Below are 13588 nucleotides of genomic sequence, written 5' to 3' on the forward strand. Positions count from 1 at the left end.
CGGTGAACAAAACACAGGACGTCTAAACTATTGATGCGTACCCTTTTAACTGATTAACAATCAATTTTAATTGATGCATTTAAATCATTTGGCACTATAGGATCATTCATCTACTTTTTTTAATTTCAGGGCAATGCAGGTAGAAATTGAAAAAAATACAGCATAGGCCACATTCATAGCTATAGGCATAATGAATTTACCGATGCTTGGCAACAGAAGGTAGATGGAAAAAACTGCTATTAAAAGAAAAAATGGATTCAAAAAACTCATCCATACTGGATAATTGGTTTTTCCTTTTAGAACCAGATAAAAGAAACCTAAAGACAGCAACAAAGTGGTAAGACGAATAATCTGCAAAAGCGTTTCATCATAAAACTGATAAGAATTGATGAGGAGATTTACATTAGCTGCATCACTACTTAATTGCACTATAGACGCGATCATTGACCGGGAACCGATCCAGACTATCCCCATAATAAAACCATATCCGCCCAAAATCGCTATAGCTGCAGGGAGCTTACCACCAGCAGGTTCCAGCATTTTATACATATGCCAAAATCCAATTAAATAAAGCGGAGCTGATAATACAGCAATGAAGTGCCCAAAACTCAATCTTTGCGTGGAGATATGCATCATAAATTGGTAAGGAATATCCGAACCATAACCTTCAGAAGTGTAGTGCAGTAGAAACTCGCCTGTTCCAACCAAAAGTGCGGCCACTAATCCGACTAATCCAGAAAGAACTATTTTATCGTTTGTCATATCTATCATCCCTGGTTACCAATATTAACTCTCTTTAACTACCGGTCTTTAATTTGATTTCACATCTTTTAAAATCATAATATAAGCTTCCACGTAATCTGGCAAATGGTGTGTCTCGTGATAAAAGGCTTCTTTACCCGGATAACTTCCTGCAAGATAATCAACTTGATATAAATTATCTGCAAATGCGCCGCCTGTATCTGCCATTATCCCTGCTCTTGAGATTAACTGACCTGATTGTTCACGATACTGAACCAATAAGACTTTACCCAGACCAAATTGCTTCAAATCAGCGGCAAAGGTTACTTTGGGATTGACCGTAATTTTATGATCAGCGTCTTTACCATAACCTTTGATTCCATCAACCTGCTTAAAATACCAATAACGCTCCTGTTGATAAGGCGCTTTAGTTCGATCATAGGCAATGTTGTTGGTTCTGTGGACATTAAAAATTTTCTTCTTATTATTACCAAAATCAGCCACTACAGTGCCTTGTAACAAAGCGGCCTCTAAATCCTCGCGACTTAAATAAGCCAGAACGGGCACGGGCTGATTTTTAAGTGCACCGGCTAATATAGCCTGTTTTCCATACTTCAAGCGAATTAATCCAGGCTTCAACTCTGCTTCTTCAATTGTTAAACCGTGTTCATCCGCCGGCAAGCCATAAAGAGCATAAGGCATTCTGGATGTTTTATTTAGACTGGCCTTAGCTAAATGAACATAATATTTGGTCATTAAGATGCGATCTTCAGGCAGATTTTTTAACAAGGGCTTATTGGTTGACAATTGTTTCGCATGGTTTTTATCAGGATACCAACGGATAAAATCAAAATGTTGCTTAACAAAAGCAGGATCATTTAATTGTTCCTGATTTCGGCAAATAAATTCCAGTGTCGCTTTTACTCGAGTCAAAGAAATGGTGACTGTCTTACCGCCATGAATCACTTGCGGATCATAACTCGAACCTTTATTCAAATAAGCTAAGGTTTGTTTGGCAGTAGCACATAATTCAGCCCCTTTAAAATCATATGTACCATTAAAAAACGGGGCTGATTGAACAAAATGCGGCGCAGCGAAAGTTGATTGAACGAATAGTAAACTTAGCCATAAAGTTCGTATATTCATTTATTCGGCGGTCTCCTTCTTTTCCTCTGCATTGCGGGATAAGCCCAGTTTTTCTTTAAGACGAGCCACAGCATCAGGATCATACTGTCTCGTGGTTTTGTGCTTCACCACTACAGCAGCGGTTCTGACTGGTTGTGTCGCGGCGTGTTGCGTACTGTAAGCCGGGGATCTGACTGGATAGGTTGGCAGATAATCTTCGCTGGAGGCGGCTGCAACCTGATTCACTGGTTTATTATATCCATTTGTCTGTTGATGCGTTGCGCTGACAGGTTGTGAAGATGATTTAGCTGCCACAATTTTTCGCGCATTTCGTACGCTTTTTTCTACTCGTTTCTTTATTTTGGCTGCTGCATGCTCAGACTCTTCTTCGGAAACATCGCTGACTGTATTCCCATTCAAATCAATTCGTTTTTCACGAGCTTTCAGGCAAGCCAGGTAGTCAAGACGACGAGTAAATACCACAACCGCTTCTCTTAGTTTACTTTTAGAAATACCAGCTTCTGCAGCTTTATCTGCATACTGCAAAATATCATCCATTATACCTGTTTTCAAAGGACGAATTCGTAAAGAATTATCAAATGCACTGGGAAAATTAGCAGCAAGCCAAATCAAAGCCTCAGATCGAGCTCGTTTGGATTGATTTTTTTGGGATTTATTGATTACAGCGGTGCGTGGATGCAGCTCCTGTTTTCTCATTATGGTACCTTTGTTGTAGAAAGTATTATAGGATGAAAATAACTCAAGTTATTTGATTGGATAAAGTCTATTGACCGTGCATTGTTGGTTTTCATGTCCGAAATTAGAAAATGGAATAATACGGTTATTCACTTTAGAAATGAGCGCACAATGTACAATGTTTAACGGGTGTTTGCAAGTACTATGGAGCAATTCAGGGTACTAAAATCAAGACTTAAATACTCCTTGATGTGTATCCGATTAGAAATATGCATTAAGATAAGCCTATAATTAATAATTTAACAAATGGTGGATTCATAATGAAACGAATAATTATGTCAATTCTAGCGCTTTTCTTTCCGTGGCTAGTCCTCCTGATTCGTGATAATCCGGGTGGTGCTATAGTCGCGTTAATCATGCAGGCTACTGTCATTGGATGGCCCTTTGCAACAATTTGGGCCTGGCGTACAGTTCATCCTTCAAACTTAGCGTCCAAAGACGAACAAGAAGAATAAACCAGTACAGATTTTTAATGTTTCAAGCATACCAATTGGAGAAATAATGTTGACTCGTGTTATTGTTAATGGAGCGAATGGTAAAATGGGCTCTCTTGCCTGTGAAACGCTAGCTAATCATAATGATTTTGAATTAGTAGCCCAGTTAACAAAACAAGATAATCTGGGTCAAGCCATAACCAGCACTAATGCTCAAATTGTCGTTGACTTAACTCGTGCAGATTGTGTCTATGATAATGCTCTGACCATTATCCAACATGGTGCCTGTCCAGTTATTGGTACATCAGGATTACTTGCAAACCAAATCAAAGAGTTAGCTGCAGAATGTGAATCTCGACATCTTGGGGGAATTATTGTTCCCAACTTTTCAATAGGCGCGGTGTTAATGATGACGTTTGCAGCCAAAGCTTCTGAATATTTATCTGAAGTAGAGATAATAGAAACCCATCATCAACAAAAACTGGATGCTCCATCAGGGACGGCATTAAAAACGGCGGAATTGATCGCAGCAGCAAGAAAAAATAAAAAAAACACGCTCGAATTAAAAGAATTAATTCCCGGTGCTCGAGGTGGTTCTCACCATGATATCAATATACATTCGTTACGACTGCCTGGGGTACTCGCCCGACAGGAAGTGATTTTCGGCAACCTTGGAGAAACACTGTCAATTACTCATGACAGTATAGACCGTCGGTGTTTTATGCCAGGAGTATTGCTTGCCTGCCAGAAAGTAATGGGATTAAATACCCTGATTTATGGCCTGGAGCATTTGTTGTAAAACGCGCACAGCTAGCAGAGAAAGAAGTTTTTTTTCATTTGGTTGAGAAGCAGTAATGCAGCCAAGCGCTAAGGAATCCTAGCATTTAATTACTCACTTGGTTAATGACGATCTGTTCTGGATTAAATTTGCGTCATTCCCGCGCAGGCGGGAATCCATGCATCAAATTAGCACCTGATTGTGTTTGCCTAATGGATCCCCGCTTTCGCGAGGATGACGTATAAAAAGTAGAGTCGTTAAGAACCAAGCCACGTTACATAGAGCTTTTGAATAATGTGTTTGTACCGCTATTAATCACCTGCTAATAGGCTAGAGCACTACTATTAGCACGTTTGGAAGCCTCAAATAATTCTGTCCATTCAACCACTGCTTTCTCAGCGAGAGATTCAATGCCTACATCACCAACGTTAAACATTGATAATACTATATCTCTGTTCCGATCATATATCGAGTTAGCTTCTGTTGTTCGCGTTGAATTCGATACCGGTCGTTTTAATATTTCTAAAAATATTTTTTCCAATCGTAATATATTATCGTCACCTGCATTTTTATCCTGCATCACACCGCGAATTTGTCTGATCCCAGTAAATGAATCAGTAGTTTTTTTATTTTTAAACAAGCTCAAACTCCACTCATTAGGCTTTTGAAATAGACTTTTTTGATTGATTAATGCGGTTAATGCATCATAAAGTTTGGTACAGGCATCCTCTCCTAATTGCCTGGCAGTTAATTTACAGAGCAAAACGTTCTCAGGTAAAAAATATGACTCCAGGTTTTTACTAATATTTTTAACTTCGTTGCCTGTGGCCATCACATCATCATATTTCACACCTTTTTTCGTACCTAAACGAGCATTAATCGCCTCGATAATATCAGCTGGCAAATACATATCCGGGGTTTTTATACCGTCAGATCCAGGAGCGTTTTGTCCCGCATGCTCATGCTGCTGTCGCGACATATAGATATCTACAAATATATTAACAAAATTAATACGCTCTATTTTATCGCTCGGTATACCGAATTTAGGCCAGACTCCATATTTTTCTTTATATAAAATCATGGCGTCAGTATGCATTAACTCGATGGCTTTTCTATCCTTTCCGCTTACACAGGAACCGTAGCTATGACCGTCTATGGTCAAGGTAATCAACTGCTCTAATGAAGTTAAAAACAGCTCTCTTCCAACATAATCCCAAAAGGTCGCCGAACCAAGCGGGGATTCAAGAACTCGTTTATACTCCTCTAAAAGCTCCTGCAATCCGGGAGTATTGGCCACATAAGTTTGCGCGGTCTTTAATAAATGGAGACTATCAGCATCATCTGAAGCAGTATAATAGAAGTACTTCGCATAATTAAAAGGATGATTATGTTGTAAAATAGATGGCGCTTTTCCGCTTCTTTGAACAGTCGATCGCGCGTATTTAAATAATTCCAGATCAGGTGGAACTGGCAGATTTTCCAAAACCATTGAAGGAATATAGTCCACCGCGTGAATTGGACTGATTAACGTCTGCAATAAACACAGCTGTCCCGGTTTTGCATGCTCCATAACCTTGGCAAAATTTGCATCGCTATGTCGCTGTTGAACTGATTCGGGAGCATCCAAAACATCACGACTTACTATATGGCTGGATCTAAAGCGTTTTCCATATAGATGTTTTACATCAAAAGTATTATCTATATTGACAACTTGAGGATTAATTTTTAATAGACTATGTACCGCATAGTTTGCTGGAATAGGTAATGTCCTGTGGCGACTGGATAAAAAGGACACCACATCTTCGACCCGATCCGCTTTTTGGAGAACGTGAGCTAAAAAGTTTTGTTGTACCTTGGATAACGACCAATACCACAAAGGAAGATTGGCGATATTATCAAGAGAATTCTTGAATGCGACACTGTCTTTTTTATCCAGTATATACTCTTTAAATTTAGTTAAATTCGCATCAAACTTACCGGGCTCAGCTGCTAATACTTTGATCATTTCCTTTTGAGCTTTACTAAACCCCATAGACCTGGGATCTTCAGTTTTATCTTTATACCAGGTAGGGTACGGTTGAATATCTTTATAAATTTGTTCTAATTCAGCAGCGATGTTAAGCGATGCTTTCTTTATCTCATCCCAACGTGCAATAAAGGAATTGATATCCTGCATGATTACCGTAGGTTCAAGGGGACTTAACTTCAGATGAGTAAAATAAGCTTTTTGAAATTCTTCAGTATTTTTAAACCATACCGGCGTTTTTGGGTAATTTCTTGATTTTAAATCATTTAATTCTTTTAAAAATTCGTCGGAATAAGGAGGAAGAGATTCATCATACTGTAAAATATACTCTGTACCATGCTCCATTTGCATGGGCATTAATGTTGCCAGGTCGGGACGTCCTCGACTCATTAATACATACTGCTCTGCTTCATTCAAACAGGCGATTCCCTCTTCAATCGCAGTACCTTTCGGCCAACTCCAGGAAGTTGCTATTACTTCAACCAATTTGGCAGTATAGAGTTCCAGTTCCTTTTGTAACTCTTCAACAGAGTCTTTTGTTAAATCGCAGGATTGTTTAACTTCGCTTGCATAAGCTTTTAATGTTTCGGCTGTCAAGGTTGTATATTTGGGATCCAGAGGATATGCATCCAGCATGAACAAAAAGGCATCATGAAGACTGTTTATTCGTCGTTCATAACTTCGCCTGTAATTGGGTTTTTCCTGAAAATATTCGATTTGATAATTGGGTATGAGAGTATCTAATGTACTAGATAACTCAGGCGTTATTACAGTACCTTCCAAAACACGTAGAATTATACCTTTTCCCATAGCTTATTCCCTTACTGCTTTTTGTTTTCATTATTGTACAAATAATTCAATGAAACAATCATATGTTTCGTCATTAAAATTATATTCTCAGATAAGATATCAGGAAGTTGAGTACCTTAATAGTTTTACTTCATGCTAAACTATATTTTTTTTTGGATAAATAATAAAGGGATGTCTATGAAAAGTATAGAAGATTTTGTAGGGTTTTCTGAGTCAGGTATTGATGATGCCGTACAAAATGCGCTGGAAAATGCAGGGAATCCAATGCATTATGAAGTGGTGGAAACGCTCGGCTCACAAAACAATAAAACCAGGCGCCAATATCAAGTAACCTTAAAAACAATAACTGAATAAACAATCAAGACTATAATGTTAAGTTAACGGTTCACTTTAAACCAGATGACTCTCAGATACATTTTCAGTCTGTTTAATCACTCATCAGTTTAAACGAATCCAGCAATAAACCATGTGATTCATTTAAGCACCGGCATACGGCGCTCAATACGCATAATAAAAAAAAGGAGTTTAACAATGGGATATAACGTACCGCATTTTATAGGTGGTCAACTGATCAATGAGACCAATACTGAAGCCCATCCTATTTTCAATCCGGCCTTGGGCGAGACCATTGGTCAAGTTCATTTTGCCTCTAAAGCAGTCTGCGATAAAGCAGTAGCAACGGCAAAAGAAGCGGGAGTTGAGTGGGCTCAGACCCCTGCAATCAAAAGAGCACGTATCCTGTTTAAATTCAGAGATTTATTAGAAAAGCATCAAATGGATCTGGCACGTATTGTTACCCGCGAGCATGGTAAAACTCTGGACGATGCTAAAGGTTCCGTTGCACGTGGCATAGAAGTGGTTGAATTACATTGTGGACTGGTCAATCAGCTTAAAGGTGATTTCTCTGCAGATGTAGCCAGTCATATAGACTGCCATACCTTCAGCCAACCTCTGGGTGTATGCGCTGGCGTTTCGCCCTTTAACTTTCCAGTGATGGTTCCTATCTGGATGATGATTCCAGCCATTGCCTGTGGCAATACATTTATATTAAAACCATCAGAACAAGATCCCTCTGCCCCAATACGTTTAATGGAATTATTAAATGACGCCGGCTTACCTCCTGGAGTTGTCAATTGCTTGCAGGGCAATAAAGTAACTGTCGAACATTTATTGGCTCATCCTGATATAGCTGCATTTACTGCTGTAGCATCTACACCAGTCGCGCAGTCCATATATGCTACCGCTACAGCCTATGGTAAACGCGCTCATACTTTTGGTGGTGCTAAAAATCATTGTGTCGTCATGCCCGATGCTGATTTGGATCAAGCCGCCAGCGCGATTGTAGGTGCAGCATATGGTTCTGCGGGTGAACGATGCATGGCATTATCTGTAGCAGTTGTTGTAGGCGATCAGACCGCTGATGCTTTAATTGCCAAAATGGCGCCACAAATTCGTGCGATGAACATAGATGCCGGAGATGTTGCTGGCACCGACATGGGGCCATTAATCAGCAGCGCCCACCGTCATAATGTTCTGGCAGCAATTGACAAGGGAGTCAGCGAAGGAGCTCAATTAATTATTGATGGCCGCTCATTTAAGCATCCGCAATACCCTCAAGGTTTCTTTATGGGCCCCTGTCTTTTTGATCACGTGAAGGAACAGATGTCAGTATATCAAAATGAAATTTTTGGACCGGTACTCGCCATAGTAAGGGTTAATCATTTTGATGAAGCTCTGGCGTTGGTCAACAGACATCAATACGGCAATGGTACTGCCATATTTACTCGGGATGGATTTACCGCCCGTGAATACAGCCAAAAGGTACAGGTTGGTATGATCGGAGTGAACATTCCCATTCCAGTGCCTATTGCGAATCATCCCTTTGGAGGTTGGAAACGTTCCTCCTTTGGAGATACCAACATGCACGGAGAAGAAAGCATCCATTTCTATACACGACGTAAAACAGTAACCAGTAAATGGCCCGTCACCAAATTAAAGGGAAGTGCTTTTGCTATGCCTACTCATTAACATGACCAATCAGGCTCTGTTGACAATTGATTCTAGAGCCTACGTTCCGCGCTCTTTATGCGCGGGAAGTAGGCTATTCAAGAAGAATTGTTAACAGCTCCTAAACGGAACACTATTAATTATTATGGAGTTAGATATGGCTAGAATAGGATTTATAGGATTGGGGCATATGGGTTTGCCCATGGCTATTAATCTGCTCAAAGCAGGACATAAGGTCACCGGGTATGACTTGCAAGAGTCTGCCCGGACTCATTTTGCTGAAGCTGGTGGCTTGGTTGCGCTCACTCAGCACGAAGTAGCAAACGAACAGGATGTCTTGATTACCATGCTGCAAACAGGGGAACAAGTGGTACGTGTATGTAAAGGAATAGATGGTTTATTCAGCAATGTAAAATCAGGCACTTTATTCATTGATTGCTCTACCATCGATGTGTCCTCATCTCGCGAGTTCCATCAGATGGCAAAAGAGCACCACATGCGCTCTGTGGACGCACCAGTATCCGGCGGTGTAGCTGGAGCAGCTGCCGCTACGCTCACCTTCATGGTTGGCGGTGATCTTGATGCGTTTAATGCAGCCCGCCCTATTCTTGCCAATATGGGACAAAAAATTATTCATACTGGTGGCTCTGGTAGTGGTCAGGCCGCAAAAATATGCAATAACATGATTCTTGGTATTTCAATGGTCGCTGTTTCTGAAGCGTTTATTCTGGCAGAACAACTGGGATTAACTGCTGAAAAACTCTTTGAAGTAGTAAGTAACTCATCGGGACAATGTTGGGCAATGACCAAATACGTCCCTGTTCCAGGAGTATTAGATAATGTTCCTGCTAACAATGAGTACAAACCCGGTTTTGCTGCTGCAATGATGTTAAAAGATTTAAAATTAAGTCAGGAAACTGCCCTGTCAGCGCATGTTAAAACTCCCTTGGGAGCCCAGGTAACCAAACTGTATCAACACTTTATCGATCAAGGACTCGGCGAGTCCGATTTCTCGGCAATTATCAAAATGATTGCCAAAGGCGACGAGGTATAAAATGAACCCTGTACATATATCACATCCAAAACTGAGTAACACGCTGGAATCATTAACTGAGTTCTGGTCTGAAATAGCAAGTCAGACCTTAGATTGGATTCGCCCCTGGGATACTGTTCTTGAGGGGGGCTTTAAACACGGTGATGTCACCTGGTTTAATGGCGGCCAGTTAAATGTCAGCGCCAATTGCCTTGATCGACATTTACCGCAAAAAGCAAATCAACCGGCCATTATTTGGGAAGGTGATATTGAACAAGAACACAAAACGCTGACCTTTGCTCAATTACATGACGAAGTGTGTCGAATGAGTAATGTACTGAAACATTTGAATGTACAAAAAGGAGATAAAGTAGGTATCTATTTACCGATGATACCCGAAGCAGCTATTGCCATGCTGGCCTGTGCCCGAATTGGAGCAGTCCATACAGTAGTTTTTGCCGGTTTTTCACCTCATGCCCTAAGACAACGTTTAATCGCTTCCGAGTGTAAATGTTTAATCACTGCTGACAGCTTTAAACGCGGTGGGAAGACTGTCAATTTAAAGGAACAGGCAGATGAAGCCAGTGAGAATCTGAACCTGCAAACCTTGATCATTAAAAAAGACAATTCCCCCGTTGCATTTAATGCCAAGACCAATCATTGGTGGCATGAACTCAAACAGAAGGTAACTGCTCAATGTGAACCTGAACCCATGAATGCAGAAGACCCTCTATTTATATTATATACCTCGGGGAGTACAGGACAACCTAAAGGGGTAGTTCACACCACTGGTGGATATCTGCTGCAGGCAGCATATACACATCAATTGATATTTAATTGCCAGAATAACGAAGTATTTTGGTGTACTGCGGATGTAGGCTGGATTACTGGTCACAGCTATGTGGTTTATGGTCCCTTATGTAACGGTATCACTACGCTGATGTACGAAGGAATACCTACCTGGCCAAACCCGGCAAGAAATTGGCAAATTATTGATAAATATCAGGTGAGTGTCTTCTATACAGCACCTACAGCAATTCGTTCATTAATGCGTGCCGGTGACGAATGGTTAAAGACAAGCTCCAGAGCGTCCCTTCGCCTGTTAGGAACTGTTGGTGAACCCATTAATCCAGAAGCATGGAATTGGTATCATCAAAAAGTAGGACAAGGAAGATGTCCGGTTGTTGATACCTGGTGGCAAACTGAAACAGGAGCCATCATGATTAGTCCCAGATCGGATGATCCTATAATTAAACCAGGTGCAGCGAGTCACCCAGTCCCAGGAATTGTTCCGGTATTATTAGATGAACAAGGACTTGAAATACATGAAGCAGGAGAAGGATCCTTGGCTATAAAATATCCATGGCCTTCAATCGCCAGAACTATAGCAGGTGATCATCAACGTTATCGTACTACCTATTTAATGAATGGCTATTACATCACCGGTGATGGTGCCAAACGAGATAAAGAAGGCGATTACTGGATTACTGGCCGTATTGACGATGTATTGAACGTTTCAGGGCATCGCCTCGGTACCGCAGAAATTGAGAGCGCCCTCGTCAGCCACCCCAGTGTAGCAGAGGCTGGTGTAGTGGGTATTCCACACGACATAAAAGGACAGGGGATTTTCGCATTTGTCATTTTAAAACAGGGTCATGTTGGCGACGATCAATTAAAAGCGGCATTAATCGAGCAGGTTAAAGATGAGATTAGTGCTATAGCCAAGCCAGATGAAATCTATTTTGCTGTTGATTTACCCAAAACCCGATCGGGTAAAATAATGCGCAGGATTTTACGAAAAATAGCCGGCCATGAGGTGGAAGACATTTCCGAATTAGGCGACTTATCGACTCTATCCAACCCTCATATTGTTGAAGAGCTGATGAAGGACCTCTCTGAACTGAACAAATTTTAATTAAATAACCGCTCAATAATTTCGGGAATCTCGTCAGCACTGTACTCCTGAACTCAGTGCTCACAATGTGCCTGAAGTGTTAGCAGATTCCATTTCGCGGATGGGTGTGTGATTATTGTATAAAAATCAATCATCCATTCGCTTCCATTCATCATTTATAATTTTACGGATTCTGGAACCCAGGATAATCCCGAAGAATTAAATTGCATTTGATTCAGATCATTTTCAAGTGTTCTCCATGGTGGTATGTTATCTGACATAAAATCAGTCATCCCATTGGAACAGGCGTATCCTTCTAAAGCCCTAATCGGTATTGAAGGAATCATTCGTGCAGGACGATATTCACCGCTGGTAAATAACGCATCACCACCTAAAGCCTTATAAATAGCTCCCGGCCCAGAAATTTCCTCAACCAGTGATTTAAAGTATTTTTGTAATACTTGTTTTATTATCAACTGAGGATCACGTTCATTCCTGAATAAGAACTTGGGATTCATATTGGCATATTTAATTGAAAAATAACACTCAGCAACCTGATCTTTTGATAGATGAAATATCTTGCCAAACAAGATCTCGCCAACAAATTTATAAAAGTCTGCAATTGTCTTACATTGTTCCACTGCTTTTCTTAAGTCAAAAAGAGTTCCTTTTCGCTTTTGAATTTGCTTAAATGCCGCCGTTTCACAAATTTCAGCTTTAGCTTCAATTAACGCAGTAAAAGGATCCTCATATATTTTAATTAATTGTACAGCAACTTTACGCATAAACACTGCAGTATCATTACAATCGCTATACGCAATAATGTCTGTATTTATCGCACATCGCTCCGTACCTGATTTTTGACTCGGAGGTGTTACAATTGATCCCATATTTACAACTACTGGAATACCTGCTTTTTTAATAGCATGTACTTTTTCGATGTTCCGATAGTTCAAAGGAAGATCAATATCCGCATAAACTTTACCTCTCATCAATTCGGGTATCCAACGCACCAGATCTGAAGCCGCGGCAGGATTACCACCGTGACCTAAGTTTTGTAATTCGAGTCTGACCAATTGAAGCAACTTAGCTGAGAGCGGAGATAAAATTAACTTAGAATGATCAATATCAACCAAGATGATAGAATATTCTAAGGCAAATGTTTTTAATTCTTTAAGGGCTTGTGAATTCAATAAGGCAGAACTATAAATCAATGTATTGGTCACAGTTGATGGATGATCGCTTCTATCGATCAAACATTGTTGTTCCTTCTCTCGCAGTGCAACGGTTGATTTGGTACTAAACCAGACCGCTATTGGATGACAGGTATTAAAGATATAGGGTAAGGTTTCATTCAGTTTAATACCACAAATGGTAATACTGGCAAATTCCGGATCTATCTCTGGTTTTCGATCTGGATTTTCAAATAGATAATGGACCCATGCTTTTCTTATTGGATGTGTGTACGCAGAGCTCCATACAGGAGTAGCATTCAACAGCTGATGATTGATCCATTCCCAAATATCGTCTGTAATATCAACATGAAATCTCTTGCATATTTTAATTAAGTGTTCAATTTTTAACGAGCTTGCCGATACAAGTCTCACCAGTTTTGAACTCAATGTGGTCCTGTTCGTCTTATGAAACAACGCAACAAGTTGCTCCATAGCAAGTGGACTATTATTAATTTGATTCAATACATTCACTTTATATAAATGCCCTCTGAGTTTTACCAAGGGATGCATACTGAATAGATTATGAAATAAATCAAATAATACTGAGCCATTTTGCCTGCCCAGTTTACTTTTTATGATGAATTGAAATTTTGGCTTATAGTGATCTGTATAATAATTGTTAAAAAGTTTAAATCTACTCATGTCTTCATTGAACTACATTTGAACCATGTGAAATAATAACACCCATGAGAGTTGCAAATCAATACAGATGATTCGCAAACAAACCAAACTAATCATTATCCAACCAA

At 40.1% G+C, this 13588-nt stretch carries 11 protein-coding genes; 6 read left to right on the forward strand and 5 right to left on the reverse strand.

The window, feature by feature from the left end; all coding sequences use genetic code 11:
* Nucleotides 1–102: 102 nt before the first annotated feature.
* From Lqua_RS03710 to Lqua_RS03720, 3 genes are read right to left on the reverse strand one after another with little or no spacing between them, the layout of a single operon-like run.
* Entirely contained in the window at nucleotides 103–762 is a 660-nt protein-coding gene (locus Lqua_RS03710; RefSeq protein ID WP_058472924.1) for a DUF6796 family protein, read from the reverse strand.
* Nucleotides 763–810: 48 nt separating this feature from the next.
* Nucleotides 811–1887, reverse strand: a complete 1077-nt coding sequence (locus Lqua_RS03715) for a hypothetical protein (RefSeq protein ID WP_058472925.1) — start codon at nucleotides 1885–1887, stop codon at nucleotides 811–813.
* The gene (locus Lqua_RS03720) at nucleotides 1888–2583 is read right to left on the reverse strand and encodes a ProQ/FinO family protein (RefSeq protein ID WP_058472926.1); all 696 of its coding nucleotides are present in this window, start codon (nucleotides 2581–2583) and stop codon (nucleotides 1888–1890) included.
* Nucleotides 2584–2882: 299 nt separating this feature from the next.
* Between Lqua_RS03720 and Lqua_RS03725 the strand changes: the two genes are divergently transcribed.
* Nucleotides 2883–3077, forward strand: coding sequence for a hypothetical protein (locus tag Lqua_RS03725; RefSeq protein WP_058472927.1), 195 nt, complete (start codon nucleotides 2883–2885; stop codon nucleotides 3075–3077).
* 46 nt (nucleotides 3078–3123) lie between these two features.
* A complete protein-coding gene (gene dapB, locus Lqua_RS03730) occupies nucleotides 3124–3855 on the forward strand; it encodes a 4-hydroxy-tetrahydrodipicolinate reductase (RefSeq protein ID WP_058472928.1) in 732 nt (243 codons plus the stop codon).
* A 301-nt stretch (nucleotides 3856–4156) separates the two neighbouring features.
* On the opposite strand, the gene Lqua_RS03735 is transcribed toward dapB, so the two are convergent.
* A complete protein-coding gene (locus tag Lqua_RS03735; RefSeq protein ID WP_058472929.1) occupies nucleotides 4157–6670 on the reverse strand; it encodes a hypothetical protein in 2514 nt (837 codons plus the stop codon).
* Between the two features lie 177 nt (nucleotides 6671–6847).
* Between Lqua_RS03735 and Lqua_RS17820 the strand changes: the two genes are divergently transcribed.
* The 4 genes from Lqua_RS17820 (at nucleotide 6848) to acs (ending at nucleotide 11625) form a co-directional block, all read left to right on the forward strand.
* Nucleotides 6848–7024: a dodecin domain-containing protein gene (locus Lqua_RS17820; RefSeq protein ID WP_083501243.1), complete on the forward strand. Its 177-nt coding sequence runs from the start codon at nucleotides 6848–6850 to the stop codon at nucleotides 7022–7024.
* 177 nt (nucleotides 7025–7201) lie between these two features.
* Nucleotides 7202–8698, forward strand: a complete 1497-nt coding sequence (locus tag Lqua_RS03740) for a CoA-acylating methylmalonate-semialdehyde dehydrogenase (RefSeq protein ID WP_058472930.1) — start codon at nucleotides 7202–7204, stop codon at nucleotides 8696–8698.
* Between the two features lie 136 nt (nucleotides 8699–8834).
* On the forward strand, nucleotides 8835–9731 hold the full coding sequence (gene mmsB, locus Lqua_RS03745; protein WP_058472931.1) for a 3-hydroxyisobutyrate dehydrogenase: 897 nt from the start codon (nucleotides 8835–8837) through the stop codon (nucleotides 9729–9731).
* 1 nt (nucleotide 9732) lies between these two features.
* Nucleotides 9733–11625 carry an acetate--CoA ligase gene (acs, locus tag Lqua_RS03750; RefSeq protein WP_058472932.1) on the forward strand — a complete coding sequence of 631 codons (1893 nt, stop codon included), beginning with the start codon at nucleotides 9733–9735 and terminating at the stop codon, nucleotides 11623–11625.
* A 155-nt stretch (nucleotides 11626–11780) separates the two neighbouring features.
* Here acs and Lqua_RS03755 read toward each other — a convergent pair whose 3' ends face one another.
* Entirely contained in the window at nucleotides 11781–13481 is a 1701-nt protein-coding gene (locus tag Lqua_RS03755) for a glycosyltransferase family 88 protein (RefSeq protein WP_058472933.1), read from the reverse strand.
* Nucleotides 13482–13588: the final 107 nt, after the last annotated feature.

Source organism: Legionella quateirensis (assembly GCF_001467955.1).
Taxonomy (GTDB): Bacteria; Pseudomonadota; Gammaproteobacteria; order Legionellales; family Legionellaceae; genus Legionella; species Legionella quateirensis.

Excerpts from the sequence above, each read along its gene's own strand:
- Lqua_RS03710 (WP_058472924.1), bottom strand. The coding sequence starts at position 762 with ATGACAAACGATAAAATAGTTCTTTCTGGATTAGTCGGATTAGTGGCC.
- Lqua_RS03715 (WP_058472925.1), bottom strand. The coding sequence starts at position 1,887 with ATGAATATACGAACTTTATGGCTAAGTTTACTATTCGTTCAATCAACT.
- Lqua_RS03720 (WP_058472926.1), bottom strand. The coding sequence starts at position 2,583 with ATGAGAAAACAGGAGCTGCATCCACGCACCGCTGTAATCAATAAATCC.
- Lqua_RS03725 (WP_058472927.1), top strand. The coding sequence starts at position 2,883 with ATGAAACGAATAATTATGTCAATTCTAGCGCTTTTCTTTCCGTGGCTA.
- dapB (WP_058472928.1), top strand. The coding sequence starts at position 3,124 with ATGTTGACTCGTGTTATTGTTAATGGAGCGAATGGTAAAATGGGCTCT.
- Lqua_RS03735 (WP_058472929.1), bottom strand. The coding sequence starts at position 6,670 with ATGGGAAAAGGTATAATTCTACGTGTTTTGGAAGGTACTGTAATAACG.
- Lqua_RS17820 (WP_083501243.1), top strand. The coding sequence starts at position 6,848 with ATGAAAAGTATAGAAGATTTTGTAGGGTTTTCTGAGTCAGGTATTGAT.
- Lqua_RS03740 (WP_058472930.1), top strand. The coding sequence starts at position 7,202 with ATGGGATATAACGTACCGCATTTTATAGGTGGTCAACTGATCAATGAG.
- mmsB (WP_058472931.1), top strand. The coding sequence starts at position 8,835 with ATGGCTAGAATAGGATTTATAGGATTGGGGCATATGGGTTTGCCCATG.
- acs (WP_058472932.1), top strand. The coding sequence starts at position 9,733 with ATGAACCCTGTACATATATCACATCCAAAACTGAGTAACACGCTGGAA.
- Lqua_RS03755 (WP_058472933.1), bottom strand. The coding sequence starts at position 13,481 with ATGAGTAGATTTAAACTTTTTAACAATTATTATACAGATCACTATAAG.